The organism is Limosilactobacillus reuteri (assembly GCF_034259105.1).
GTDB classification, from domain to species: Bacteria; Bacillota; Bacilli; order Lactobacillales; family Lactobacillaceae; genus Limosilactobacillus; species Limosilactobacillus reuteri_G.
Genome location: NZ_CP139478.1, coordinates 445,443 through 471,663, shown reverse-complemented (window position 1 = coordinate 471,663; position 26,221 = coordinate 445,443). Strand labels below are relative to the sequence as shown.

Below are 26,221 nucleotides of genomic sequence, written 5' to 3'. Positions count from 1 at the left end.
AGCTTTTATAGACTGAATTACTTTTCTTCAGCTGGCTTTTCCTTAGCCCACTTACGAATAGCTTCGATCTTCTTTTCTTTTAATGCTCGCTTGTACTTTGAAGCGATTGGGCGACGGCCTTGTACGCCGTATGGGTGTGCTTTACGCATGTTACTTTGCCTCCTTTAATATTAAACGTAAATTAATTAACGTTCCAATTATACCGGTCATTGTTTTAAAAAGCAAGTCTCCCTTAATCCAAAACAACTATCCCGTGAATGCCGTTTCCAAAATTTAACAATTTATCTAACTTTGATAAACGATTATCTTTGCTATTACATTAGTAATTCTAGCAATTGAACTATACCAATTTTTAAAAAACTTATATAAATACCGTTATTGTAATAGTTGACTTTTAGACCAATTATAGTATGATACAAGATGTAGACGAAAGAGAACAAAGGTGTAAGGTCAAGGAGGATGTTACAATGTCAGCAAATAAATTAAACGTTTTTAACGTTACCGCCAACTGGAATGAATTAGATCAAGAATGTGCAGCAACCGAATTAGCGCTAATTAGCGAAAGTATAAACAATAAATAAATTTCACTTAAAGAAAGTAAATTAAGGCAGGAAGAAAGCTTGTTTTTCTCCCTGCCTTAACTGTTTTCACGAACAATAATCTAATCACCGTTCTATTCTTAGTCCAAAGAGGTCACCCGCAAAGTTATTGTTTAACCTGTGATGCACGCAACTCATCAGCATAAGCATTTAATTTACGTAAGCGATGATTAACACCAGACTTGGAAATTGGACCACCAGGAACTAATTCTCCTAATTCCTTTAGACTAACTTCTTGATGGGCTAGGCGTGTTTCTGCAATTTCACGCAATTTATCAGGTAAGCTGCTAAGCCCTACTCGCGAATCAATAAATTCAATATTTTCGATTTGGCGCGTTGACGCATTCGCAATCTTATTCAGGTTAGCATTTTCACAATTTACTAATCGGTTAACTGAATTCCGCATATCTCGGACAATTCGAATATTCTCAAATTGAAGCATTGAGTTAGTTGCACCAATTAATGACATAAAATTAGCAATTTTTTCGGCTTCTTTTAAGTAAACGATAAAGCCACTACGGCGTGCGGTTGTCTGGGCATTTAGACCAAACTTATTCATCATCTGAGCAATAATCTCATTATGTTCCTCATAAAGGGAGTATATCTCCAAGTGGTAGCGAGAAGTTTCAGGATTGTTTACTGATCCCCCCGCTAAAAAGGCACCTCTTAGATATGAACGAACCATCCATTCATCCTTGAGCAATTCTACGGGTACTTGTTCTTTGATTTGATAATTTTGTAAGATACCAAGATCATCTAAGACATGTTGTGCGTGATAGCGTAAGCGAACTATATATTGGTTATTCTTTTTTAATTTCATTTTACGACGAACCACGATTTCACTTTCTACCCCGTAAAATTGTTTTAACAGTGAATAGATTCGCCGTGCAATTGCTGGGTTTTCAGTCTGAACGTTCAGTACCAACTGGTGGTCAGCAATGCCAATCGATCCGTTCATCCGAATAAGGGCCATCAATTCCGCCTTTGCATTATCCCGATGAACAGTGATCCCCGTTAATTCTTTCTTTACTTCGCTTGCATATGACATCTAGCATCAGTCTCCTAACTACTCGTGAACCTGGTGAATTCGATTCATTAATTCTGCTACAACTTTATCGCGATCATGGAAGGCACCATTGTCTTTTAGCCGCAGAAAATTCGAACTAATTACGCGACAATGCTGTGCTCGTAGCCCTTGGAAATCATGCTTAACTGGTTGAGAAATTTCATTCCATTCTTGAAAATCAAGGTAATTTTCGGGAACTGGTTGAATATTGACTAAGACCGTATTGATAAAATTCTTCCCAAGGTGATGATTTAATACCCGCACATGATCAGCATCTGTAAAGTTATCCGTTTCACCCTTTTGCGTCATAATATTGCAAATATAGATAACTTCAGCCTTACTTTTGCAAACGGCCTGCCCTACTTCAGAAATCATCAAGTTTGGCAGGATGCTAGTAAATAAACTTCCAGGACCAAGAACGATTTGATCTGCATTCTTTATTGCTGTTATAACCTCTGATACAGGACGAGCGGGATGACCGTCATTATCTTTAGAAGGTGTTACCCAGACTCGTTTAATTTGCTTATGGGCAGCCGTTATTTCCGATTCACCACTTAACTTTGTCCCATCTGTAAATTCAGCATTTAAGGTCAACGGCTCATTGGCAACAGGATAAATATGTCCATTAATCTTCATCATTTCTGACAACTCTTGAACAGCGGTAAAAATGCCACCCTTCATTTCAGACAAAGCAGAGATAATTAAATTACCAATCGCGTGACCAGCAAAGAACTGATCACTGCTCCTAAATCGGTATTGGAAAATATCAAGTTCGAGATCAGGCAATTCTGATAACGCAACTAAAACATTTCTAATATCACCAGGTGGTACCACATTAATATAATTTCGTAAAATTCCTGAAGAACCACCATCATCAGCTACTGTTACGACTGCCGTAACATCAACGTTTTGATCTCGTAATCCGCGAAGGACAACTGGTAAACCAGTCCCCCCACCAATTACTACAATCTTTGGTTTATGCAACATAATTAAAACTCCTCTTTACTTTGCCTTCTCAATATCGCGATGGTAAGTATTTACTTTATATCCTTTTTCTTTTAAATCAGCGGATAATTTATTAGCAATAGTTACTGACCGATGTTGACCACCCGTACACCCAATTGCAATTGTCAAACTGCTCTTTCCTTCCTTAATGTAACCCGGAAGAGCAATCTCTAAGAGCGACCGTAAATGCTGGTAAAATTCCTTAGCCAGCGAACTCTGCATAACATAATTTTGAACAGCTGGATCATTTCCCGTTAAGTGCCTTAGTTCTGGAATATAGAATGGATTAGGGAGGAAACGAACATCTATTACGATATCCGCATCAAGTGGCAACCCATATTTAAAACCAAACGACATTACTTCAACATAAAAGTCATTACCTTCACCATGTCCGAATAATTTATTAAGCCTTAACTTTAGATTTTGTGGTGTCACATTAGTGGTATCAATTACTATATCTGCTTGACTCTTAAGATCAGTTGAAAGCTTCCGTTCTAATTCCACCCCATCAAGTATTCGACCTTGTGGAGATAAGGGGTGAGAACGTCTTGTTTCCTTATAACGTGAAATTAACGTGACGTCATTAGCATCTAAGAAGAGTAGTTTCACATCTAAATCAGCCCGTTTTTTCAGTTTTTCAAAGTTTGGTAAAACCTCATCGTAAAATCCGCGTGAACGCATATCCATTACCATGGCGATTTTATCAAACTCTCCCGAATCTTCTATCACATCAACAAAACGTTCTGCCAATCCAGGAAGCATGTTATCAATTACGAAATATCCTAAATCTTCTAAGCTATGAACGGCAACGGTTTTCCCCGCACCACTCATCCCTGTAATAATTACTACTTTTAATTTTTTATCTACCATCACTAGTTCCTCTTTTCGCATACAGCTACCCAACTATTCTATCACATCAAGCCGGGTGTGTCTTATTTAAGCAACAAAAAAGGCCAAGTCAAACTTAGCCTTAAATATTAATGCATCCGTCGTTGATCCATTCGTTTAACAATATATAAGATTGGTAATCCTACAATGACGATTCCAATAAAAAGAATTACACCAGCTGGATCATTCATAACTTCACTTACTAGGACAAAGATTCCACCAGCAATCGCAATAATTGGCACTAAGGGGTAAAGCGGTGTGCTGAATGGGCGTGGTCCCTTATTTCTATGTCTTAAAATGAAGATCCCAAAGAATGCTAAAAGATAGAAACAATAAACAGTAAACACACACAAATCTGATAAGTGATCAGGGTCAAAGAAGAACATCATAATCGTTGCAAGAATGATAATAAACATCGTTGCGACTACTGGTGACTTACCCTTTGGCGTGATATATGCGAGATAGCGTGAGAATGGCAAATCATGACGGCGCGCCATTGCGTATACAATCCGGGGGAAAGTAATCATTTTTCCGTTTAAAGTCCCCATCATCGAAATAATAATTCCGGCTGACAGCAGCTTCCCTCCAATTGCACCAAAGGCTTTCACAGCTAAGTATGCAGTTGCATTTTCGCCTAGCCGATGAATAGTGTTAACTGGAAGGAACTTAAGAATCCCAACAGTAATTAAAGTATAAATAATAAGAACAGCAGTAATTCCTAAAATAATAGCTCGTGGCAATAATTTTTGGGGATTTTTCATTTCTCCCCCAAGGTTTGCAATTAAAATCCAACCATCATAACCAAACAAGGTTGCTAAAACTGCTACCCCAAAACCACCAGTTGATTGGTGAATTTCGGTAACTGTTTGACCAAAAGCATCTTGATGCCCCCAGAACAAACCAAAGATAATAATTGCTGCAATTGGAATCATTTTTCCAGCAGTCGTGATAATCGAAAAAATTGCGCCAACCTTATTTTCAAAAAGGTTCATTACTCCAATGGCAATCACCGTAATCACTGCTAAAGGTATCCGCCACTGGGTTCCTAAACCAAAGAAATTTGCCATTAAAATACTCATAAATCCGGCAACCGAAGCAATAATTGCTGGCCCATAAACAATTACTTGCATCCACCCGGCTAAAAATCCTAAAAGGCGGCCATACAAGTTTTCAATATAGACATATAGTCCCCCGGTATATGGCATCTGGGCACCAATTTCCGCCACTGTTAATCCACCAGTTAAAGTAATAATTCCTCCAAATACCCAGGCTGCAATTGCAAGAGTAGATGTACCAGCACTATCAAGAACAGATCCTTGTTTAAAGAATATTCCCGATCCAATAATTGTCCCAATAACAATCGAAATAGCGGACCAGAATCCAAGCGACCTTTTTAATTCATCTATTGGCTGTTGATTCATCATCATTCCTCCATTCTTAATATTAGGCAAAATAAAAACCCGGGATATCACCTATTAATGCAATTTGGTCACGCCAAATGATTAATAGAGAACCCGAGTCTGTATAAACCTATTGATTGGGTACACCAAAATCACTCAGCCTTAATAGAGTTAGAGGCTGAGGAGGAAGAAAACTGTTGATTTTGATTATAAAAAATAACATTTCTTTTCCCTCGTTTCGTGTACTTTGATTTTTATTACGCCGTTTGTAAAATTAAGTTAGAAAAATAGAAAAGCCATTTGTGGTAGACTTTTAAATACCCCTAAACAAAAGAAAGGAAACCACAAATGACTTACACCCATCTTACCACAAACGAGCTGACAATCATCGCCCATTCTTTCGTGCAAAAGCTTAAAGCGTACCGAGTGGCCCAAATGATCAAACGTTGCGCCGAAACCGTTTATCGCGTTTATCGTTACCTGGAAACCGGTGCCTCAATTGCTGATTATCAAGATCACTATATGCGCAATAAGCAACGTTGTGGCCGAAAACGTACTCAGTTGTCACTGGCTGAACTCACTTATATCAACGACAAAATTGCCCAGGGGTGGACGCCTGATACCATTATTGGGCGCGCTGAGCGCCCAATTAGTTGTAACCGGCGAACTCTTTACCGGATGTTTGAACGTGGCCAGTTCGGCTTCGATGTCCGTTCCTTGCCGATGCGAGGTAAGCGGCACCCGAATGGCTATGTCGAGCGCCGTGGGAAGGCTGGCCAATTGGGGCGAAGTATTCACGAGCGTGCCAAGGACTTTCCGCACTATGCCACTGAATTTGGGCACCTTGAAGCTGATACCGTCCAAGGCAAAAAGCACCAAGGGGCGGTAATGACCCTGACCGAACGCCAATCGAAGGTCGAAATTGTACTCAATGTGCACGAAAAGACGGCTGATGCGATTAACCAACACTTAAGTCAGTGGCTTCGGAAATTCCCGCGGCACTTCTTCAAATCGATTACCTTTGACAACGGAAAAGAATTCGCCGGCTGGCGCGAGATTGCCAATCAATTTGACCTTCACACTTACTTTGCCGAGGTTGGTGCTCCCAATCAACGAGGGCTGAACGAAAACAACAACGGTCTTTTACGCCGGGATGGCTTAACGAAACAGCTAGATTTCCACAATCTTCCTGATGAATTGGTAACCCAACTGATGAGTAAGCGAAATAACCTGCCCCGTAAATCACTAGGCTATCGAACTCCATATGAAGTATTCATGTCTTACGTCACTGATGAGCAACTATTTTCTTTCTAACTTAAATTGACATTTCGGGTTAGAATACCATTAGAAGAATTAGATTGCAACTACTTTTTTTGCTTAGCTTCTCGTTCTTCTGCCCACTTTTGATCACGTTCGAGCATCTCTTTTAAATATTTACCAGTGTAGCTTCCCTTTACTTCCGCTACTTGCTCTGGCGTTCCGGTGGCGACAACATTACCTCCACCAGCTCCTCCTTCAGGGCCAAGATCAATTAACCAGTCCGCTGATTTTACAACATCTAAATCATGCTCAATTACTAAAACAGTATTTCCCGCATCGACTAACCGCTGCAGGACAGCTAATAAACGTTTAATATCATCCATGTGCAATCCAGTAGTTGGCTCATCTAAAATATAGAAGCTCTTACCGTGAGACTGACGGTGAAGTTCAGCTGCTAATTTCATTCGTTGAGCTTCCCCACCCGAAAGAGTAGTTGCTGGTTGGCCAAGGTGAACATAGCCAAGCCCAACATCTTCAATGGTTTGCAATTTACGTTTAATTTTAGGGATTGCGCTAAAGAAGTCTAGGGCTTCCGAAACAGTCATGTTAAGAACCTCAGCAATATTCTTACCCTTGTATTCAACTTCAAGTGTTTCAGAATTATAACGTGTTCCATGACAAACTTCACATGGCACATAAACATCTGGCAAGAAGTTCATCTCAATTTTAATAATTCCGTCCCCACGGCAGGCTTCACAGCGCCCACCCTTAACGTTAAAGCTAAAACGCCCCTTAGTATAACCACGCATTTTAGCTTGGTTGGTTTGGGCAAATAATTCACGGATGTCATCAAAGACTCCCGTATAAGTTGCAGGGTTGCTTCGTGGAGTACGACCAATTGGCGATTGATCAATATTAATAACTTTTTCAATATTTTCGACCCCGCTAATCGACTTGTACTTACCAGGCTTTGCTGAATTGTTATTCAGTTTTTGTGCCAAGACCCTTTTGAGGATCATATTAACAAGAGTTGACTTTCCTGAACCAGAAACCCCCGTTATGCAAATGAACTCACCAAGCGGAAAATCAACTGTAATATCCTTTAAATTATTTTCCGCAGCTCCTGTAATAGTAATTTTCTTACCGTTACCTACTCTGCGCTCTTGGGGAACCGGAATAAATTTCTTTCCTGATAAGTATTGGCCAGTTAACGACTTCCGCGATCGCATAACTTGCTTAGGAGTTCCGGCAGCCATCACTTGGCCTCCATTTTCACCAGCTCCAGGGCCAATATCGACAATGTAATCGGCCGCGCGCATTGTATCTTCATCATGTTCTACGACAATCAGCGTATTGCCGAGATCGCGCATGGCCTTTAACGATTCAATCAGACGATCATTATCTCGCTGATGAAGTCCAATTGACGGCTCATCAAGAACATACATTACTCCTGATAAATTAGAACCAATTTGGGTTGCTAACCGAATCCGCTGAGCTTCTCCTCCTGAAAGAGTTCGGGCTGAACGACTTAAAGTTAGGTATTCAACACCAACATTTTTCATAAAGGTTAATCGATCAATGATTTCTTTTAAAATCGGCTTAGCAATTTCATTTTTTTGTGCAGAAAGTTTGATGTTCTTGAAAAATTCAAGGGAATCACTAATTGATAAAGCGGAAATTTCACCGATATTTCGCCCATCAATCTTTACTGCTAAGGCCCGCTGGTTTAGCCGATAACCATGACAAACCGGACACGGAAGCTCAGTCATATATTTTCTCATTTGTTCTCTTGTAAAATCTGAGTTAGTCTCCCGGTAGCGTCGGCTAATATTATTGATAACACCTTCAAATGGCACATCGACATCCCGAATGCCCCCAAAGTCATTCTCATAATGGAAGTGGAATGGTGTTTCACCATTACCGTACAAAATCTGTTGTTGCTGCTTTTTAGACAACTTATTGAACGGCGTATCCATATCAATGCCAACCGACTTGCAGAATTGTTCTAACATTTGGGGATAGTATTGCGATGAGATTGGATTCCAGGGAACAATCGCGCCTTCTTTTAAGGTCTTTGTTTGGTCAGGAACTACTAAATCAATATCTACTTCGAGCTTCAATCCTAACCCTTCACATTCTGGGCAAGCACCAGTAGGAGCATTAAAGGAGAATAGCCGTGGCTCTAATTCACCAACTGTAAAGCCACAAATGGGACAGGCATATTGTTCAGAAAATGGAATTGGGTCTCCTCCAATCACATCAGCAATTGCATAACCATCGCTTAAGCGGAGAGCTGATTCAAAGGAGTCAAATAGCCGCGACCTAATTCCCTCTTTGATTATGATTCGATCAATCACGACATTAACTGTATGTTTTTTATTTTTATCTAGTTCAGGGACTGAATCAAGGTCATAAGTTTCGCCATCTACTTGAACCCGGACAAATCCTTCACGCTTAATTGTCTCAAAGACTTTCTTTTGTGTTCCCTTTTTATCGCGAATAACTGGTGAAAGAATTTGCAGGCGTGTCCGTTCAGGCAACTCTAGTACCCGATCTACCATTTGTTCTGGTGACTGACTAGTAATTGGAATATTATCGTTCGGACAAATTGGTGTACCAACCCGTGCCCATAGCAAGCGGAGAAAATCGTTAATTTCAGTCACAGTTCCGACCGTTGAACGCGGATTATGGGATGTTGTTTTTTGGTCAATTGAAATTGCCGGAGATAATCCGTCAATTGAATCTACATCTGGCTTATCCATCTGGCCTAAAAATTGCCGCGCATAAGCCGATAAACTTTCCACATAGCGTCGTTGTCCCTCTGCGTATAATGTATCAAAAGCTAAAGAACTCTTTCCAGAACCCGACAGACCAGTTACAACGACTAACTTGTTTTTCGGAATAGTAATATCAATATTTTTTAGGTTATGAGCCCGTGCCCCATGAATTATGATCTTATCATTTGCCACGAAATAATCCCTCCTCTATTTTTTTGCTTTTGTCTTTAATTCCATTATCGTATCACGAAGCGTAGCAGCTTGTTCAAAGTCAAGGTGCTTAGCAGCAGAACGCATTTGCTCTGTTAATTCATCAAGCATCTTTGCTTGGGCCTCTTTATCCAGCTTTGCAAAATCTTTGTCAGTAAATTCAGCACTATTATCTGTTTCAGTTTCACCCGCTGCTTTCTTAGTAACAGTAATTGCTTCTTGAATTGGCTTGATGATTGTGTGCGGTGTAATATGATGTTCTTCATTGTATTTCATCTGAATCGTCCGCCGCCGCTTTGTTTCATCCATTGCCTTTTGCATCGAGTCAGTGACGGTATCAGCATACATAATTACTGCCCCATTTTCATTCCGGGCCGCCCGACCAATCGTCTGAATAAGGGAACGTTCATTACGTAAAAAGCCTTCTTTATCGGCGTCAAGAATGGCGACCAAGGATACTTCTGGAACATCCAGCCCCTCCCGCAAGAGGTTAATTCCAACAAGAACATCAAATTTGCCAAGACGGAGATCACGAATGATTTGCGTCCGTTCAAGAGTCTTAATATCACTATGAAGGTATTTGACCTTTAACCCCATATCTTTTAGATAATCAGTAAGGTCTTCAGACATCTTCTTCGTCAGGGTCGTAACAAAAACACGTTCATTTTTCTCAATACGTTTGTTAATTTCACCAACTAGGTCGTCAATCTGTCCCATTACCGGGCGAACTTCAACTGTTGGGTCAAGTAACCCAGTCGGTCGAATAATTTGCTGAGCAACGTGGTCTGTCTGTTCCATTTCATATGGGCCAGGGGTTGCAGACATGTATACAACTTGATTAACATGTTTTTCAAATTCTGGTAGTTTTAATGGTCGATTGTCAAGAGCACTCGGTAAGCGGAACCCATAATCAATTAACATTTGTTTCCGCGCCCGGTCCCCGTTATACATACCCCGTACTTGCGGCATGGTTTGGTGGGACTCATCAACAACTAATAAGGAATCTTTAGGGAAGAAATCCAATAAAGTATAAGGTGGTTCACCGGGCTTTCGACCATCCATATAACGCGAATAATTCTCAATTCCATTGGTGTAGCCCATCTCACGCATCATTTCAATATCATAAGTTGTCCGTTGCTGAATCCGCTCTGCTTCAAGAAGCTTTCCCTCGTCAGTAAATTTCTTTACCTGTTTCTTCATATCAGCCTCAATTTGTGGCAATGCCCGATCCATGACTTCTTCATTAGTCATAAAGTGAGTCGCCGGGAAGATAGAAACATGGTCCCGGTCACCAATCACTTCGCCTGTCAGCACATCAACTTCACGAATCCGGTCAATTTCATCCCCGAAGAATTCAATCCGCAATGCCCGTTCATCACGCGACGCCGGAAAGATTTCAACTACATCACCACGAACGCGGAAACGTCCCCGTTGAAAATCAATATCATTGCGATCAAATTGAATATTAACCAGTTCAGTCAACAATCGATCACGTTCAATTTCTTGACCAACACGCAAAGAAAGGACGCTATTTTGGTATTCACGAGGATCTCCTAATCCAAAAATACTAGAAACAGAGGCAACGACAATTACATCATTTCTTTCCAGCAAGGAAGTGGTGGCAGAGTGCCGCAGCTTATCAATCTCATCATTAATTGACGCGTCTTTTTCAATATAAGTATCACTTGATGGAACATATGCTTCCGGTTGATAGTATTCATAGTAGGAAACAAAATATTCAACCGCATTATGAGGGAAAAATTTTTTCATTTCACCATAGAGTTGCCCAGCTAAGGTCTTGTTATGGGAAAGAATCAAAGTTGGCTTATTGACATTGGCAATCACATTTGAGATCGTAAATGTTTTTCCTGTTCCCGTTGCCCCTAATAAGATTTGAGCTTTTTCACCATCTTCAATCCCCTTTGTCAATTGATTAATTGCTTGGGGCTGGTCGCCGGTTGGCTTGTACTCTGACACTAGTTCAAATTTTTTATCTGGTTGCCGGTAAATCAAAAGAATTTCCTCCCTTACGTCGCAGTTAAATAAAATAAAGTGGAATCGCAACTTCATAAATTACCGCATCCCACTTATCACTAACTATTTATTATTTACTGTTATTAGTTTATCACCCAAACATGTATTCGTCTATAAATTTACAGTAAAAAAGTGAGTAGAAAATAATCTCTCCAAACAAGACCATTTTCACTCACTTCTTAAAATATTTTATTTGTCATTTAGCTATGCCGAAAGTAACCAAAGTAAAATTGTAAGCCCGCGGCAACAACATTAATCCAATTCAAACAAATAAACCATGGAACAAGATTAGCATTATCAAAATGGGTTACTCCATAAAATACGGAAAAACCACCAATAATCGCAATAAGATTAAGCCAAGCACAGAGGCGTCGCATTACAATGTCTCTTGGTCGACTCAATTCCCAGATAATATCAACGATTAACCATAATACTAAAATTGCAAATGTTCCTGCAAATAAACTTGGTGTCATCCTTGCCGCCTCCCATTTACCTTATTAGTTTTTCACCTTCTACTTCTATTATAAGAAAGCGTTTGCAAAAATCAACTATTTGATAAAAGGAAGCCTAAAATCACAAATTATTGTTGAATAATTTGTGTAGTAATAATCGCTAATTGGTTTTTCGCATTACCATCTGCATTATCTTTTAATAATTCTGGCAAAATCTTCTTAAGGAAATACTGGACACTGGCCATATCACGAAAATCCATAATTGCCGTCAAGCTCGACTTATAAATATCCATATAAACTGGTTCAGGATTACCCTTTTGAATCTCACCAAATGATTCATACATAAGATCAATCTTATCAGCAACTGCGAGGATTTTACCTTCTAAAGTATCATCTTTCCCTTCCGCAAATCGTCGTTCATAAGCAGCCCGGAACTCAGCCGGAATTTCAGATTGAATAAAGTTTTCTGTTAATGATTTATCAACCCGTGCCAGCATTGAGCGCAATTCAGGGGTAGCATACTTTACCGGCGTTTTGATGTCACCAATAAAGCGCTCTGTATAGTCATGATTTAGAGCTTTTTCATATAGAGAACGCCAATCAATTTCATTCCCGGCTTGTTCTTCAATATCACCAAGCATTTGTGCTGCTTGCGTTACTTTAAATGAATGGGCAGCCACATTGTGTTCCTCAAATTTAAAATATCCTGGAGCACGGTTAATCATTTCGAGGTCACTTAAACTTTTCAGATATTCATGCATTCCCATGATGAATTCCTCCCAAAAAATAATTAATTTGTACAATCATACAATTTTTTGGCGAAATTTCAAGAAAGGTGAGGAAAAATTTAATCTTATTGACATCCCCGATATCGTATATAAAAACAGAGACTGTTGAAAAAAGCAAAGTTTTTTCAACAGTCTCTCAGTTATTATTCAGCAAACTCTTGTAAAGCCTTTTCGAAATCAGCTAATTTTTCATTTGCCTTATCTAAGGTATCAGCACTTGTACCAATGTAGAACTTAAGCTTTGGTTCAGTTCCCGATGGACGAATAGCAATCCAAGTATCATCATCAAGAGTGTAACGCAATACATTTGATTCTGGGATCCCTAATTCACTTACTTTGCCATCAGCTGTAGTTTTGGTCCCATTAGCGAAGTCTTCAGTAACTACTACTTGATGACCGGCAAAATGAGTTGGGGCTTCTTCTCTGAACTTCTTCATTAAAGCCTTAATCTTAGCTGGGCCATCAACACCAGCATAAGTATTAGCAATTGTCATTTCGCGGAAGTAGCCGTACTTCTTAAATAATTCTTGTAAGCCATCGTAAAGAGTCATGTTACGACTACGGTAATAAGCGGCAACCTCAGCAAGTAACGTTAAGGATTGGATAGCATCCTTGTCACGAACAAATGGCTTAATAAGGTAACCATAACTTTCTTCAAAACCAAACATAAAGGTATGATCAGCTTTTCCAGTCTCATATTGATGAATTTGGTCAGCGATCCACTTGAAACCAGTTAAAACATTGATCATCTCAACGTCGTAACTTTCTGCGATCTTAGCAGCAAAGTTAGTAGAAACAATTGATTTTACCGCAGCAGCATTCTTTGGTAAGGTTCCCGCTTGTTTATGCGCTTCGAGAATGTAGGCAAGCATGATAGAAGCAATTTGATTACCAGTTAGCAATTGATATTCACCATCTGGTTGACGAACTGCACATCCAAGCCGGTCAGCATCAGGGTCCGTGGCGATCAACACATCTGCACCAACCTTTTTACCAAGGGCAATGGATCGAACAAATGCTTCTGGGAATTCTGGATTAGGATGTTCCAAACCAGGGAAGTCACCATTTGGTTGTGCTTCAGTTGGTTCCATTTCATAATTTGTAAAACCAGCTTGACGCAATGCCCGTTCACCAAGCATTCGGCCAGTTCCGCATAATGGGGTAAAGACAAACTTCATATCTTTACCGTATTCCTTAGCTAATTCAGGGTTAACAGTTACGCCTTTAGCATTAGCAAGGTATGCAGCATCGACATCTTCACCCATGATTGTTTCCAAACCATTGTCAAGTATTTCTTGTTCATCAGCTAAAGCAATGTCAAAAATATCATCAATCTTACGGATGTAACCTGTCATCATGTCAGATTCTTTAGGTGGCATCTGTCCGCCATCTTCACCGTAAATCTTGTAACCATTGTATTCCTTAGGGTTATGACTAGCGGTAATCATGATTCCCGCATAAGTCCCCATGTGACGAACTGCAAATGACAATTCAGGTGTTGGGCGTAAATTATCATAGATGTAAACCTTAATCCCATGAGCGCCTAATACACGAGCAGCATCATGAGCAAACTTACGGGAGTTGTGACGAGAATCGTAACCAATAGCGACTCCTCGTTTTTTAATATCGTCACCCAATGAATCCATTAAAGTTGCCAAACCTTCAGTTGCTTGACGGACGGTGTAAACATTCATCCGGTTAATTCCAGGTCCCATCAGTCCCCGCATTCCTGCAGTTCCGAATGACAGTGGACCGTAAAAGGCATCTTCAATTTCTTTATCGTCGCTCATTGCAGCTAATTCCTGCTTTAAGTCTGGTTCAAGATCTGTTCGTTCTTGCCAAACCTTATAAGTATCTTTCCAGCTCACAATAATGTCTCCTTTATGTCATACTCTACTTTTTAGTATACCGCATAAAATGCTATCTGTCGCTTTTTACTTAAAATTTTACTAAAGTTTTACCACGGCTTGGAAATTGAAATATGAGGCTGAAATTCTTGCTGTTTTTGCCGCTGGATTTGGCGTTGCTTAACACGTTGAGAATATGTTGCCATTAATGTCTTTTGCTCTTCCGTTTCTGGAATTAACTTATTAAATGCCGTTTGTTTTTCAGAATCAAGAATTACAAAAGTCATAAAACAATAAAAGCCGAGGAAACGTTCACCGGTCATCAAGTGCTCGCCAATTACTTTTGTAAACACTTCAATTGATCGCTTCCCAAAGCCGGTAACGTATGCTTCCATACACATTGAATCTTGAAGGTCAAATGGTCGCAGAAATTGGATCTCATCCATTGACACTGTTGCAACTGTTGTCCGAGCTACTCGCATTGCTGCTACCGAGGCTTGACCATCAATCAATTCCAAGATTCGTCCCCCGTATACTGTCCCGTGTTCGTTTAAATCTGAATTACGAATCCGATGAATTGACACCGCCAATGTATCATTACATTTGATTGCACCCATTAAAAACCCTCCTTAGTTCTTGTTATATTAAATTTTAGCAAATCATTAACGATTATTGTTAGATTTTTGAAATTCAGTAACTGGTCCTAAATAATTGCTATCAATCCCTAACCATTTTTTATTAATCCGTCGTAAGGTATCATCTTTTTGAAGAACCCCAAGAGCGTAGTTAATTTTATTAATAAGCGTCCGGTCTCCCTTCCTCATCCCAATCGCAACCCGGTCGGCAGGATATTTTGTTGCTGGAATCAATTTATAATTATTGCTATTAGCGATGTGGGTAGCGTAATAGCCTGCATAGACAGTGCCGGCAAGTACTCCTTGTGTACGGCCTGCTTGCAGATCCATGAAAGCACTCGAGTTATCTTGATAAAGAATTGGCTTTTGTCCTTTAACTAGTTTCTTCAATACTTGGGGATATTTGTCAAAATCTGTTTGGGCGGTTGAGCTTTCTTGAATACCCAATGTCTTTCCCTTCATATCCACGAAATTTTTAATTTTACTATCTTTCCGCACCACTAATGATTGGCCAGATAACTCATAAACTCTGCTAAATGCAATTCGTTTTTGTCGTGAAGGAGTAGCTGTATAACCGTTCCAAATACAATCAATTGTGCCATTTTTTAATTCGGTTTCCTTCATTGACCAATCAATTGACTGAAAATCAGCTTTTAATCCTAAAACTTTCGCAACTGCGCGCGATAAATCAACATCATAACCAACCAATTGATCGTTCTTTTTTCGAAAATCCATTGGAACAAAGGTATCATCAACCCCGATAAGTAATGTTCCCCGCTTCTTTATTCTTTCCCACGTATCTGTGTGGTTCGCCCGGTAATTCTCATTTTGAATCTTAAAGCCACTTGCAAAAACAATTAAAGGTAAAAGCAATATTAAAACTAATCCGAAATTAATTATCTTTTTCTTCATACTTATCTTCTCCTTTATCAAAAAACGCCCCTTGAAGAATATATCTTCAAAGGACGTATTTAGTATGCGTGGTGCCACCTTTTTTCACAGCTACCTCACAGCAACTGCCTCATTAAGTTCAGTCATTTGCGACGAAACTCTTTGTGATAACGGGTGACTCCCGGATTCTTCTTTCAGTCAAAAAATCTTTACTCCCAGGTGTGATTCATTAGCATAAAAGCTCCTTTTCCATCAGCCGGAGTCTCTGTACGGTCATGCTTAACTACTAGCCTGTTCATCGTCTTTAGTATTATTCAAATATTGTTTAGCAATTTCAACATAAGCTTGCTGAGCCGTTAAATAATCATCAAGCGCAATACATTCATCAATTTGGTGTGATAACTTTTCAATCCCTGGTCCGTATTCAATTATTGGAAAGTTGTGATTGTCTAAAACATAGCGGGATGCATCCGTTGCCCCATGAGAAATCACTACATCCGGTTGCCTGCCGCTAACCTTTTTAATTGCCGCTTGAGCAAGGGCAATGAAGCGATCTTGCTTATTTGTAACCACTGGCATAAAACTGGCAACAACTTTTAATTTCAATTGAATTTTAGGTTCCTTGTTTAACTCATCAATAATATCCTGTAATCTTTTTTGCGTCTCCACATTATCACATTCTGGAATTGTGCGAACATTTCCTTTTAAGTATGCAAAATCAGGAATTGAGTTTAACTGGTCACCACCATGAAAGACAGTCACGCTATGAATTAATTTTCCTAGGGTGGGACTTACTGTTGCATCGTCAAACGCCCGTGATTCTTTATTGATAAATTTCACTAGATTCATAACAGCATTTGCCCCTAATTCTGGCTGCAAACTATGAGCCAATTTTCCATAAGACTCAACAATATAATCAAAAGAGCCACAGTGAGCATATTCAATTTGGCCAGTAGTTGCTTCCCCAATTACCATTGCATCAACATCATGAACGTACCCTTTATCAGTCATTTCAAGAGAACCTTGACCACCAACTTCTTCATCAACAGTGGCAATCAAGCGAACCTTTCCATGTTTTGGCAAACCTGCTTCTTTAAGCTCAATTAAAGCACCCACCATGGCTGCCAACCCGGACTTCATATCAACTGCACCCCGACCATAGATTTTACCGTTTACTAATTGGCCAGCGAATGGCGGGTATGTCCATTTTTGCGGATCACTTGGATCAACAGTATCCAAGTGTCCAGCTAGGGCGAGTACCGGCCCCTTATCATTACCAATCTCTGCAATTAAATTGGTTCGATTTGGTGCAAAGGAAACTAGTTTGCAAGAAATATGATGAGCTTCTAAGACCCTTTTAATATAATTAGCTTCGTCTTCTTCATTACCATTTACAGTATTTATCTGGATCAACTTCTGTAATAGCTTTACCTTTTCATCATTTTCCAACGGTAATCGCCCTCCTTTTTTTAATTATTTTTTAATCAAAACTATAACACTAAACAAAAAAAGATGCTAGAGCTTTTCTCTAACATCCTTTTTTATTAAGCCATCGATTTAATGTATTGGTAAACTTGCTGTCCAGCAATTGCACCATCACCAACAGCGGTTGCAACCTGTCGTAATGGTGTTTCACGAACGTCTCCAATGGCAAAAATCCCTGGTACTGCTGTCCGCATTCGTTCATCAGTCTTTACCCAGCCTTGATCATCTAGAATATCTAAATTCTTAAAAGGAGCGGTCATTGGGAAATTGCCAACATAAATGAAGACACCATCTGCAGCCATTTCACCATCTTCACCAGTTTTATTATTATGAGTTTTAACACCTGTTACTTTAATATCATCCCCAACAATTTCAGTCACACTAGTGTTGTAAATAAACTCAATTTTATCATTATTCATCGCTTCTGCTTGAATAATCGGTTCAGCCCGGAGCTCATCACGACGAACAAGTACTGTTACTTTGGAAGCTAATTGCGTTAAGTAAACTCCCTCTTCAACGGCTGCATCACCACCACCAACGACGATAAGATGCTTTTCCTTAAAGAAGGCTCCATCACAAACTGCACAGTATGAAACACCGCGGCCACCAAATTCTTCCTCTCCAGGGACATTGAGGTGCCGCTGATCAGACCCAGTCGCAATTACAACCGCCTTTGCAGTATATGTTTCATCCATGTCAGTAGTAATCTTCTTTAAGTCACCATCAAGTTCTACTTTGGTTACTGTTCCATAAGCATATTCTGCGCCAAATTGAGTTGCACCTTCATACATCTGTTGGGCAAGTTCAGGACCTTTAACACTCTTAAATCCTGTATAATTTTCAATTTCAGCAGTATTATTCAAGTTTCCGCCATAAATTCCACGATCAAGCATCAAGACAGATAGGTTTGCACGTGATGCATACATTGCTGCGGTCATTCCACCTGGACCGGCACCAATAATTACAACATCATATTGCTTACTTTCAGCCATTTCTCTCTTCCTCCTCGAACAATTTTTACTATCCATATCATACCGACTTTGAATCTTTTTGTCTATCATTTTGCTTACTTTTTATCAGTGGTATTCCTTATCAAACTATAACTAATATTATGATTTTATATATTTTTTTGAAGCAAGTAAATCGTTTTCAACCCCAATATTATCACATTTGAGTTATACTTATTATGAAAAGCAATTATATTTTTCAATTTTTAAGGAGGCGAAGTGCATCCAACTAATGCATGCATGTATGAAAGTCTGTATTTTTTCTACTTGTATAGTTGACCTGCTTTATCCAGATGTTGGAAAGGCAACGGTTGAACTTCTCCAACGTTTTGGCTGCGAAACATTTTTCCCTGATAAACAAATCTGCTGCGGGCAACCAACCTATAATAGCGGTTATGATCGCGAAACAATCGCTACATTTAAAAATCAGCTCGATGCCCTTTTAAGTATTGACGCCGATTATATTGTTGGGTCTTCCGGATCATGCGTTGCCATGCTTCATGAATACAAGAACATTTTCAAAGATGATCCAGAGTATTCGAAGAAAGCACAAATTCTTTATGATAAATCTTTTGAACTAACGCAATTTATTTACCGGGTTCTCGGTATTCTTGATTGCGGTGCAGAACTAGATGATACAGCAACCTTTCACCGTTCTTGCCACATGACTCGTCTTCTTGGTGAACGCACGGCACCAATCGTTCTTCTTGAACACGTCAAGGGACTCGAACTCATCCCCCTTCATAACATTCAATTATGTTGTGGCTTTGGTGGAACCTTTTCTGCTAAAGAACCCCTTCTCTCTGAAGCGATGGTCGATGATAAAGCAAATAATGTTTTGAAGACGAAAACACATATTCTTATTGCTTGTGAGCAAACATGTTTAATGAATATTGGTGGACGAATTAACCGTCGCCGTGATGGCTCTCACATTACGATTATGCACATTGCTGAGGTCCTTAACCATAACGTTGACACTAGCCGGATCACTTATGTCAAAGATACGGATCATGTAATGGTACCAGCAAACGGAAACGGGGTGTTTTAGATGGGAATAGCCACAAGCGATAAGCCTTTTACTGAACGAATCAAGGACGCGGAAGCCGATAAATTTATGCGGGCATCTGTTGCTAAAGCACAAGACGCTCAATTCCAAAAACGGACAGAAGCGCGCCGCCAGTTAGGTCATTGGGAAGGTTGGCGTGATCTCTCTGCCGAAATTCGTCAACATGTTATTAAGCACCTTCCAGACTACTTGGAAGAATTCAGTGACAATGTTCAAAAAAATGGTGGTCATGTTTTCTTTGCCAAGAATGGTGACGAAGCAAGTGCCTTTATTAAACAATTAGCAATCAAAAAACAAGCTAATCACGTTGTTAAATCAAAGTCAATGATCACTACAGAAATCGGCCTTGATAAAGAACTATTGACTATCCCTGGCCTTTCATTAATGGAAACTGATTTAGCCGAGTTTATTTTAGAGGAAGATAACTGGGATGAACCAACTCATATTGTTTTCCCCACACTGCATAAAAACCGCAACCAAATTCAAAAAATTTTTGAAAAACTCGGTTATGATGGTGATAACGACCCTGAACACATGGCGAGATTTGTCCGCCACTATCTCCGCAATTACTTTATGCAAGCTGATTTTGGCATTACTGGCTGTAATTTTGCGATTGCTGATAACGGGATGATTAACCTGGTCACAAACGAAGGAAACGCTGATATAAGTATGGCGATTCCCCAAACTCAAGTTGTAGTCATGGGAATGGAGCGTATTGTGCCAAGCTTGAAAGAAGCCGAAGTCCTTGACAATGTTTTATGTCGAAGCGCGGTGGGACAAAAATTAACTAGTTACTGTACTTTTTCGAAGGGTAAGGAAGCCGATGAAGCTGATGGACCAGATGACTTCTATGTTGTCATTGTTGATAATGGTCGTTCTAAGATGCTGAATTCTGATTTTGAACCAATGCTCCAATGTATCCGTTGTGGTTCTTGCTTAAATGTCTGCCCCGTTTACCGGCAAGTCGGTGGAAAGGGCTATGGATCGATTTATCCAGGACCAATGGGTGAAGTTCTTTCCCCAATTTTAGGCGGTTACCAAGAATTCAAGGAATTGCCATATGCATGTAGTCTATGTGCTGCTTGTACGGAAACTTGTCCTGTTAAAATTCCCCTTCATGAGTTAATTCGTCATCACCGTTATGTAGAAATGGATGAACTTCATTTAGATCATAGTCCTTCCAATGCCCTTCTAAAGGCAGTTGGTAAAGGGACCAGCTCCCCTACGCTTTTTAATGACGCAATGCGATTTGCTCATATTGCCCTTGAGCCATTTGGCAAGAAGACAACTCCTGAAGACATTAAGAACCTTTATCCAGATGGTAAAATTAACCACCTTCCCGCAATCGCTCCTAAACTAGCTCATGGCTGGGTAGACGTTCGTGATCTCGCTGTTCCGCCGAAGTATCATCAAAATTTCCGTCATTGGTACCACCATTACGAAGAAGAGGAGGAACAGGGAAATGACTGATTACTTACAAGAAGCAAACACCGCTAAGAATCAAGAAGACTTCTTAAATCGAATTGCAAAGGCTGCCAACCGCCCACGTCATACGCTTACTGAGGACCCATTTGTCCCCGTTAATGACCTTCCAGAAACTACCCTCGCTGGAAAAAGTCAGGATGAACTTCTTGAACTCGCGCGCAAAAATAGTGAAGAAGTTCATGTTGATTTCCATGTTGTTAAATCAGCCGATCTTGGCCACACTCTCAATGATTTTATCCAAGAAAAAGAGATAAAAAGTTTAATGCTCCCCTCCTTTGATGAAGAGAAATGGCAAGATTATTCATTGGGGAAATGGCAGGATAATTTACGAGTAGATCCTATTTACTATTGGGAGCCAGAATTTGGACGGCAAAACATTGTAAATGCAAATAACAGTGATGGGGCAATTGGTTTTGCGGACTTTCTATTAGCTGAGTCAGGGACCGTAACAGTTGCGACCTACCCACAACAAGGACGGATGTTTCATTTTCTTCCAACCCATTACCTAGCTATTGTGCCGAAAAGCAAAATTCTACCACGTTCACGGCAAGCAATGGATTATTATCAAAAAGCAATTCAGGATGGTAGTTTACAAACATCAAACATCAACTTTATTACCGGCCCATCCAATTCTGGTGATATTGAAATGGTGCTAATTGTTGGTGTTCACGGTCCACTTGATATGGAATACGTAGTTGTTGAAGATATGTAAAAAATAAACCTTCAAGATCTCGATAGCGAATCTTTAAGGTTTATTTTTGTTAAAAGGCTAATGCTAGTCTTACTTCTTAGAATTATTTTGCTTATCTTCAGCAGCAAGCTTTGCGCCTAATTCCTTAATGTATTCACGCAATTCTTCTTTAACTTGTGGGTGTTCCAAACCATATTCAATGTTTGTCTTAACCCAGCCAAACTTATTACCAACATCGTAACGGTCACCCTTGTATTCACGAGCGAATACCCGTTGAGTTTGGTTCAAAGTATCAATTGCATCAGTTAATTGGATTTCGCCGCCCTTACCTGGCTTAGTCTTTGCCAATACGTCAAAGATTTCTGGAGTAAAGACATACCGACCAATAATTGCTAAATCACTTGGTGCATCTTTAGGAGCTGGCTTTTCAACGAAGCTAGTTACGTTATAGAGACCTGGCGTAACTTCCTTGCTAGGGTTAATTACACCATACTTTGCAGTATCTTCATGTGGAACCCGCATAACTGCAAGAGTAGATGCGCCAGTTTGGTTATAACTTTCAATCAATTGCTTTGTTAAAGCTTCATTCTTGTTGTTAATGTTATTAAGGTCATCACCAAGCATAACAACAAATGGTTCATCCCCGATAAAATCACGAGCAGTTAAAACAGCGTCCCCTAAACCACGAGGATGTGATTGACGAATGAAGTAAATATTAACATCGGTTGTTTCCTCAACCATCTTCAACATCTCATCCTTGTGCTTTGAACGGAGATTATCTTCCAACTCTGGATTAGAGTCAAAATGGTCTTCGATAGACCGCTTATTCTTTCCATCAACAACAACAATATCTTCAATTCCTGATTTGCGCGCTTCTTCAACGATAAATTGAATTGTTGGCTTGTCAACAATTGGTAACATTTCCTTTGCCAATGCCTTGGTTGCAGGAAGAAAACGAGTTCCTAAACCGGCAGCAGGAATAATGGCTTTTCTAACACGTTTCATACTTATAAAACCCTTTCCATGTTTCAATTTTTCTCAATATCCATCCTCTAGCATTTTACCATATTTATTCGTTTTCTGAAGTAAGATCTCGGTCCATTAATTGAGAAATTGCAGTTTTAATATCTTCGCCTTCATACAAAACACGGTAAAGAGCTTCGGTAATTGGCATCTGTACTTGCCGTTTACGACTTAATTCATAAGCGGCTTTGGTAGTATAGACCCCTTCGATAACCATTCCCATATTGTCAATTACATCTTGAAGCTTTTTTCCTTGTCCCAATTGATAGCCTGCACGCCAGTTTCGAGAATTTTTACTGGTAGCAGTAACAACAAGGTCACCCACACCAGAAAGGCCAATAAAAGTCATTGGGTTGGCCCCAAAAGCAACTCCCAGACGATGAATTTCTGCAAGCCCACGAGTAATCAAAGCTGCCCGCGCATTATCATGGTAGCCAAGTCCTTGGATAGCTCCAGCACCAATTGCAATAATATTCTTTAAGGCTGCTCCAAATTCCGCACCAATCACATCGTCATTAGTATAAACACGGAAATAAGAATTACTAAATAGTTTCTGTGCCTTTTTAGCACTGGCCAGATCCTCACAAGCAGCGGTTACAGCTGTCATATCTTTAATTGCCACATCTTCAGCATGACTTGGACCTGATAAAACAACAATTGCCTGACGATTTTCAGGAGAAATATCTTCGCTAAGCATTTCTGATGGCCGCTTATATGTATTTTGTTCTAGACCTTTTGTTGCGTGAATAATTAACGGTTTTTGATGTAATTCTGTCAAAATTGCATTTAATTGTTTAGCAACTTCACGAAGACCCTTTGTTGGAATTACAATCAGTATCACACCGGCACCCTTAACAGCTTCTTTCATATCCGTTGTTGCTGTTAAGTTAGTAGAATAAACAAAATCTTTCATATAGCGAGGATTTGTATGTTCAGTATTTAATTGCTTAACTTGTTCCTCATTACGAGACCATAATGTTACATCGTGGCCATTTTCTGTAAGCATGTTTGCTAAAACACTGCCCCATGAACCAGCACCTAAAACAGCAATTTTTTCTGCCATAATTTTTTCTCCTTCTCCAATTCAATTAATTTTTGTTTATTCCGTTATAATACCACGGAATATTCTTATGACGTCGAATTATTAGTATTACTAATGCACTGACAAAAAACACTATCGAAAGTAATTGTGAAATGCGGATATTTCCGAGCATTAAACTATCGGTCCGCATTCCTTCAATAAAGAAGCGTCCAAATGCATACCACATTACATAGGTTAAGAAAATTTCACCACGACGAAATAGATGTTTGCGATGGCGAAGTAACATTAATAATGCAAAGCCAGTTAAATCCCATAATGACTCGTATAAGAACGTTGGAATTCGATAGTGACCACCGATATACATTTGGTTTATTATCCAATTCGGAATATGCTGAGCCATTAAATGCGCTCGTGTCGTAATATCACCAAATGCCTCTTGATTCATAAAGTTACCCCATCGGCCAATTCCTTGAGCCATGATAAGGATGGGAGCAATGATGTCCATCATCAGCCAACTAGATAAATGGCGGTAATGACAAAAGACAAGTAAAACAATAAAGCCTCCTAAAATCGCTCCATATATTGCAATTCCACCATCCCAGATAGCAATAATCTCACTTGGATGCTGGGAATAGTAGCTCCACTGAAATACTACATAGTAAATTCGTGCGCAAATTATCGCAATCGGGAGCGCCCATAGAAGATAATCATAAAAATCATCTTCAGGAATTCCCTCTCGCTTTCCTTCGCGAACGGCTAACAAAAGAGCCAAAACTACCCCACTAGCAATAATGACGCCATACCAGTGGATAGTAAATGGACCACCTTGGAAGGCAATTGGGTTTAAGGCGGCTTTTATTCCTGGATTAATCATCTAGTTTGCCGACCCCTTGTTATTTTTACTATCACGTTCTGAATTTTGCTTAATCAACTGGTTAAGGTTTCGATCAAATGTTTCGGTCGCATCATAGCCCATTGTCTCAGCCCGATAATTCATTGCAGCTGATTCAATAATAATTGCTAAATTACGACCAGTTTTAACCGGCACAGAGACTTTTGGCACAATGACGCCTTGAATTGTTTGAGTATCTCCACGGTCACCAAGACGATCAAACTGTACATTCGGAGTCCACGTTTCAAGGTGAACAATTAAACTGATTTGATCAGAAGGCATAATTGCCCCTGTTCCATAGAGCGTAGAGACATCAATGATTCCAATTCCACGAATTTCCATTAAGTGTTTTAAAATTTGGGGAGCAGTTCCTACCAAGGTTTGTTCGTCACGGGCGTAAACTTCTACCCGATCATCAGCAATCAGTCGGTGCCCACGACGCACAAGTTCCAACGCGGTTTCACTCTTACCAACTCCTGAATCACCAGTAATGAGCACTCCAACCCCGCTTATATCAACTAATACACCGTGGAGAGATTTTCGTGGTGCCAAACGTTCAAGCAAGTAAGAGGTCATGTTACTTAATATTTGAGAAGAGGTTAAATGTGTTCCTAAAATTGGAATTTTCGCATCTTCAGCCGCCTTCTTTAGCTCCTTAGGAATTGGCAGATTAGTTGAGATAACAAAACATGGTGTTTGTGGCATACACATTTTTGTCATGTACTCCTCACGTTGCTCATGAGTTAAGTCTTTAGCAAATGAGGTTTCGGTGATTCCTAACAGTTGAATCCGTACTGCTGGATAATGTTTGAAATACCCCGCGAATTCAAGAGCTGGCCGTGAAATATCACTGGTTGTTATCTTACGTTGGAGGTAATCTTCTCCTTGTAAGACTTTTAACCGGACCTTATCAACTAATTCTTGCACCGTTACATTGTTTGGCATTTTTCTCCACTCCTTTACAATCTATCCTCGTGACTGGTGATAACTGCATTGAAAATTGCCATAATAATCGCAATCAACATTGCAGAACCAAATGACGAAAAATGAAAGTTTGCCGACCCGACAAGCATCGATGTTAGTTGTAGCATAATTCCATTAATTACAACACTAAAAAGGCCCAGGGTCAAAATATTAATCGGCAACGATAAAATTACTAAAATTGGCTTAATAGCAACGTTCAAAATTGCTAAAACAAAACTTGCCAATGGTGCAATCCAAGCACTTGTGATATAAAACATCCCTGTTCCGGCAAATAAACCAGCAAGGGCAATAAAAAGGATTGTATCAATCAATACTCGTTTCCAAAATTCCATCATGATCTTCCATTTCTTTTAGTGTCTTTTTCCTCGACATTCGTTAAAGTCCGCCGAGAACGTTGGTGAGGCTGTTGAGATGTTTTTTGTGATTCACTGAAGGACTTTAAAAATCCTAGTAAATCGGGATTTCGCGGATCAGCAGGCATTATTATTATCAAAATAATATAGATAATAATGCCTGGAACAAAACCGGTAAAAATAGTCAGTAAGACATATAAAATACGTAAAATATTTGGCTGAATCTTAAAGTACTGGCCAATTCCGCCAAATACACCAGCTATCATTCGATCTGATCCTGAGCGAGTTAATCTTTTATGTTGACTTTCGCGCACTTTACTCACTTCCTTCCAAACTAAATA

24 protein-coding genes and 1 other annotated feature are annotated in these 26,221 nt (G+C 39.7%); of the genes, 4 read left to right on the top strand and 20 right to left on the bottom strand.

Annotated features, from left to right (window positions below; all coding sequences use genetic code 11):
- Positions 1 to 17 precede the first annotated feature (17 nt).
- From SH603_RS03170 to SH603_RS03150, 5 genes are all read right to left on the bottom strand, one after another.
- Positions 18 to 149 carry a hypothetical protein gene (locus SH603_RS03170; RefSeq protein WP_003666430.1) on the bottom strand — a complete coding sequence of 44 codons (132 nt, stop codon included), beginning with the start codon at positions 147 to 149 and terminating at the stop codon, positions 18 to 20.
- Positions 150 to 705: 556 nt separating this feature from the next.
- Positions 706 to 1,647, bottom strand: a complete 942-nt coding sequence (gene whiA, locus SH603_RS03165) for a DNA-binding protein WhiA (RefSeq protein WP_003676247.1) — start codon at positions 1,645 to 1,647, stop codon at positions 706 to 708.
- 18 nt (positions 1,648 to 1,665) lie between these two features.
- On the bottom strand, positions 1,666 to 2,652 hold the full coding sequence (locus tag SH603_RS03160; protein ID WP_169472682.1) for a gluconeogenesis factor YvcK family protein: 987 nt from the start codon (positions 2,650 to 2,652) through the stop codon (positions 1,666 to 1,668).
- A gap of 15 nt (positions 2,653 to 2,667) precedes the next feature.
- Entirely contained in the window at positions 2,668 to 3,540 is an 873-nt protein-coding gene (rapZ, locus tag SH603_RS03155) for an RNase adapter RapZ (protein ID WP_321534074.1), read from the bottom strand.
- Between the two features lie 107 nt (positions 3,541 to 3,647).
- Positions 3,648 to 4,979, bottom strand: coding sequence for an APC family permease (locus tag SH603_RS03150; protein ID WP_169472681.1), 1,332 nt, complete (start codon positions 4,977 to 4,979; stop codon positions 3,648 to 3,650).
- Positions 4,980 to 5,306: 327 nt separating this feature from the next.
- On the opposite strand from SH603_RS03150, the gene SH603_RS03145 reads away from it, so the two are divergent.
- Positions 5,307 to 6,272 (top strand): IS30 family transposase, encoded by a 966-nt coding sequence (locus tag SH603_RS03145; RefSeq protein ID WP_321534073.1) that lies wholly within the window; start codon positions 5,307 to 5,309, stop codon positions 6,270 to 6,272.
- A gap of 50 nt (positions 6,273 to 6,322) precedes the next feature.
- Here SH603_RS03145 and uvrA read toward each other — a convergent pair whose 3' ends face one another.
- The 9 genes from uvrA to trxB form a co-directional block, all read right to left on the bottom strand.
- A complete protein-coding gene (uvrA, locus tag SH603_RS03140) occupies positions 6,323 to 9,187 on the bottom strand; it encodes an excinuclease ABC subunit UvrA (protein WP_169471699.1) in 2,865 nt (954 codons plus the stop codon).
- Positions 9,188 to 9,202: 15 nt separating this feature from the next.
- Complete coding sequence (gene uvrB / locus SH603_RS03135; RefSeq protein ID WP_321534072.1) at positions 9,203 to 11,218, bottom strand: excinuclease ABC subunit UvrB; 2,016 nt, start codon at positions 11,216 to 11,218, stop codon at positions 9,203 to 9,205.
- Positions 11,219 to 11,439: 221 nt separating this feature from the next.
- Positions 11,440 to 11,712 carry a hypothetical protein gene (locus SH603_RS03130; protein ID WP_003666419.1) on the bottom strand — a complete coding sequence of 91 codons (273 nt, stop codon included), beginning with the start codon at positions 11,710 to 11,712 and terminating at the stop codon, positions 11,440 to 11,442.
- A gap of 107 nt (positions 11,713 to 11,819) precedes the next feature.
- Positions 11,820 to 12,458 (bottom strand): YfbR-like 5'-deoxynucleotidase, encoded by a 639-nt coding sequence (locus SH603_RS03125; protein WP_003666416.1) that lies wholly within the window; start codon positions 12,456 to 12,458, stop codon positions 11,820 to 11,822.
- A 164-nt stretch (positions 12,459 to 12,622) separates the two neighbouring features.
- Positions 12,623 to 14,347 (bottom strand): phospho-sugar mutase, encoded by a 1,725-nt coding sequence (locus SH603_RS03120; protein WP_169472678.1) that lies wholly within the window; start codon positions 14,345 to 14,347, stop codon positions 12,623 to 12,625.
- An 89-nt stretch (positions 14,348 to 14,436) separates the two neighbouring features.
- Positions 14,437 to 14,943 carry an acyl-CoA thioesterase gene (locus tag SH603_RS03115; protein WP_169472677.1) on the bottom strand — a complete coding sequence of 169 codons (507 nt, stop codon included), beginning with the start codon at positions 14,941 to 14,943 and terminating at the stop codon, positions 14,437 to 14,439.
- Positions 14,944 to 14,988: 45 nt separating this feature from the next.
- The gene (locus SH603_RS03110; protein ID WP_321534071.1) at positions 14,989 to 15,873 is read right to left on the bottom strand and encodes an amino acid ABC transporter substrate-binding protein; all 885 of its coding nucleotides are present in this window, start codon (positions 15,871 to 15,873) and stop codon (positions 14,989 to 14,991) included.
- A 46-nt stretch (positions 15,874 to 15,919) separates the two neighbouring features.
- Positions 15,920 to 16,160: a binding site (T-box leader), on the bottom strand.
- Positions 16,132 to 17,301, bottom strand: a complete 1,170-nt coding sequence (locus SH603_RS03105; protein WP_321534070.1) for an ArgE/DapE family deacylase — start codon at positions 17,299 to 17,301, stop codon at positions 16,132 to 16,134. Its footprint overlaps the feature before it by 29 nt.
- Before the next feature lie 95 nt (positions 17,302 to 17,396).
- A complete protein-coding gene (gene trxB / locus SH603_RS03100) occupies positions 17,397 to 18,329 on the bottom strand; it encodes a thioredoxin-disulfide reductase (protein ID WP_153702174.1) in 933 nt (310 codons plus the stop codon).
- 259 nt (positions 18,330 to 18,588) lie between these two features.
- On the opposite strand from trxB, the gene SH603_RS03095 reads away from it, so the two are divergent.
- Genes SH603_RS03095 through SH603_RS03085 form a run of 3 tightly spaced genes read left to right on the top strand, consistent with a single transcriptional unit; the run spans position 18,589 to position 21,607 of the window.
- Positions 18,589 to 19,392 carry a (Fe-S)-binding protein gene (locus SH603_RS03095; RefSeq protein ID WP_321534069.1) on the top strand — a complete coding sequence of 268 codons (804 nt, stop codon included), beginning with the start codon at positions 18,589 to 18,591 and terminating at the stop codon, positions 19,390 to 19,392.
- Positions 19,393 to 20,880: a LutB/LldF family L-lactate oxidation iron-sulfur protein gene (locus tag SH603_RS03090; protein ID WP_321534068.1), complete on the top strand. Its 1,488-nt coding sequence runs from the start codon at positions 19,393 to 19,395 to the stop codon at positions 20,878 to 20,880.
- Entirely contained in the window at positions 20,873 to 21,607 is a 735-nt protein-coding gene (locus tag SH603_RS03085; protein WP_169472673.1) for a LutC/YkgG family protein, read from the top strand. The genes SH603_RS03090 and SH603_RS03085 overlap by 8 nt, the downstream gene beginning before the upstream one ends.
- A 69-nt stretch (positions 21,608 to 21,676) precedes the next feature.
- On the opposite strand, the gene galU is transcribed toward SH603_RS03085, so the two are convergent.
- The 6 genes from galU to SH603_RS03055 form a co-directional block, all read right to left on the bottom strand.
- Positions 21,677 to 22,591: a UTP--glucose-1-phosphate uridylyltransferase GalU gene (gene galU, locus SH603_RS03080; RefSeq protein ID WP_003666398.1), complete on the bottom strand. Its 915-nt coding sequence runs from the start codon at positions 22,589 to 22,591 to the stop codon at positions 21,677 to 21,679.
- Positions 22,592 to 22,655: 64 nt separating this feature from the next.
- Positions 22,656 to 23,672, bottom strand: a complete 1,017-nt coding sequence (locus SH603_RS03075) for an NAD(P)H-dependent glycerol-3-phosphate dehydrogenase (protein WP_321534067.1) — start codon at positions 23,670 to 23,672, stop codon at positions 22,656 to 22,658.
- Positions 23,673 to 23,697: 25 nt separating this feature from the next.
- Positions 23,698 to 24,525, bottom strand: coding sequence for a prolipoprotein diacylglyceryl transferase (lgt, locus tag SH603_RS03070; protein WP_169472672.1), 828 nt, complete (start codon positions 24,523 to 24,525; stop codon positions 23,698 to 23,700).
- Entirely contained in the window at positions 24,526 to 25,488 is a 963-nt protein-coding gene (hprK, locus tag SH603_RS03065; protein WP_113896742.1) for an HPr(Ser) kinase/phosphatase, read from the bottom strand.
- Between the two features lie 14 nt (positions 25,489 to 25,502).
- Positions 25,503 to 25,859, bottom strand: a complete 357-nt coding sequence (locus tag SH603_RS03060; protein ID WP_003670462.1) for a phage holin family protein — start codon at positions 25,857 to 25,859, stop codon at positions 25,503 to 25,505.
- A complete protein-coding gene (locus SH603_RS03055) occupies positions 25,859 to 26,194 on the bottom strand; it encodes a PspC domain-containing protein (RefSeq protein WP_169470978.1) in 336 nt (111 codons plus the stop codon). The genes SH603_RS03060 and SH603_RS03055 overlap by 1 nt, the downstream gene beginning before the upstream one ends.
- Positions 26,195 to 26,221: the final 27 nt, after the last annotated feature.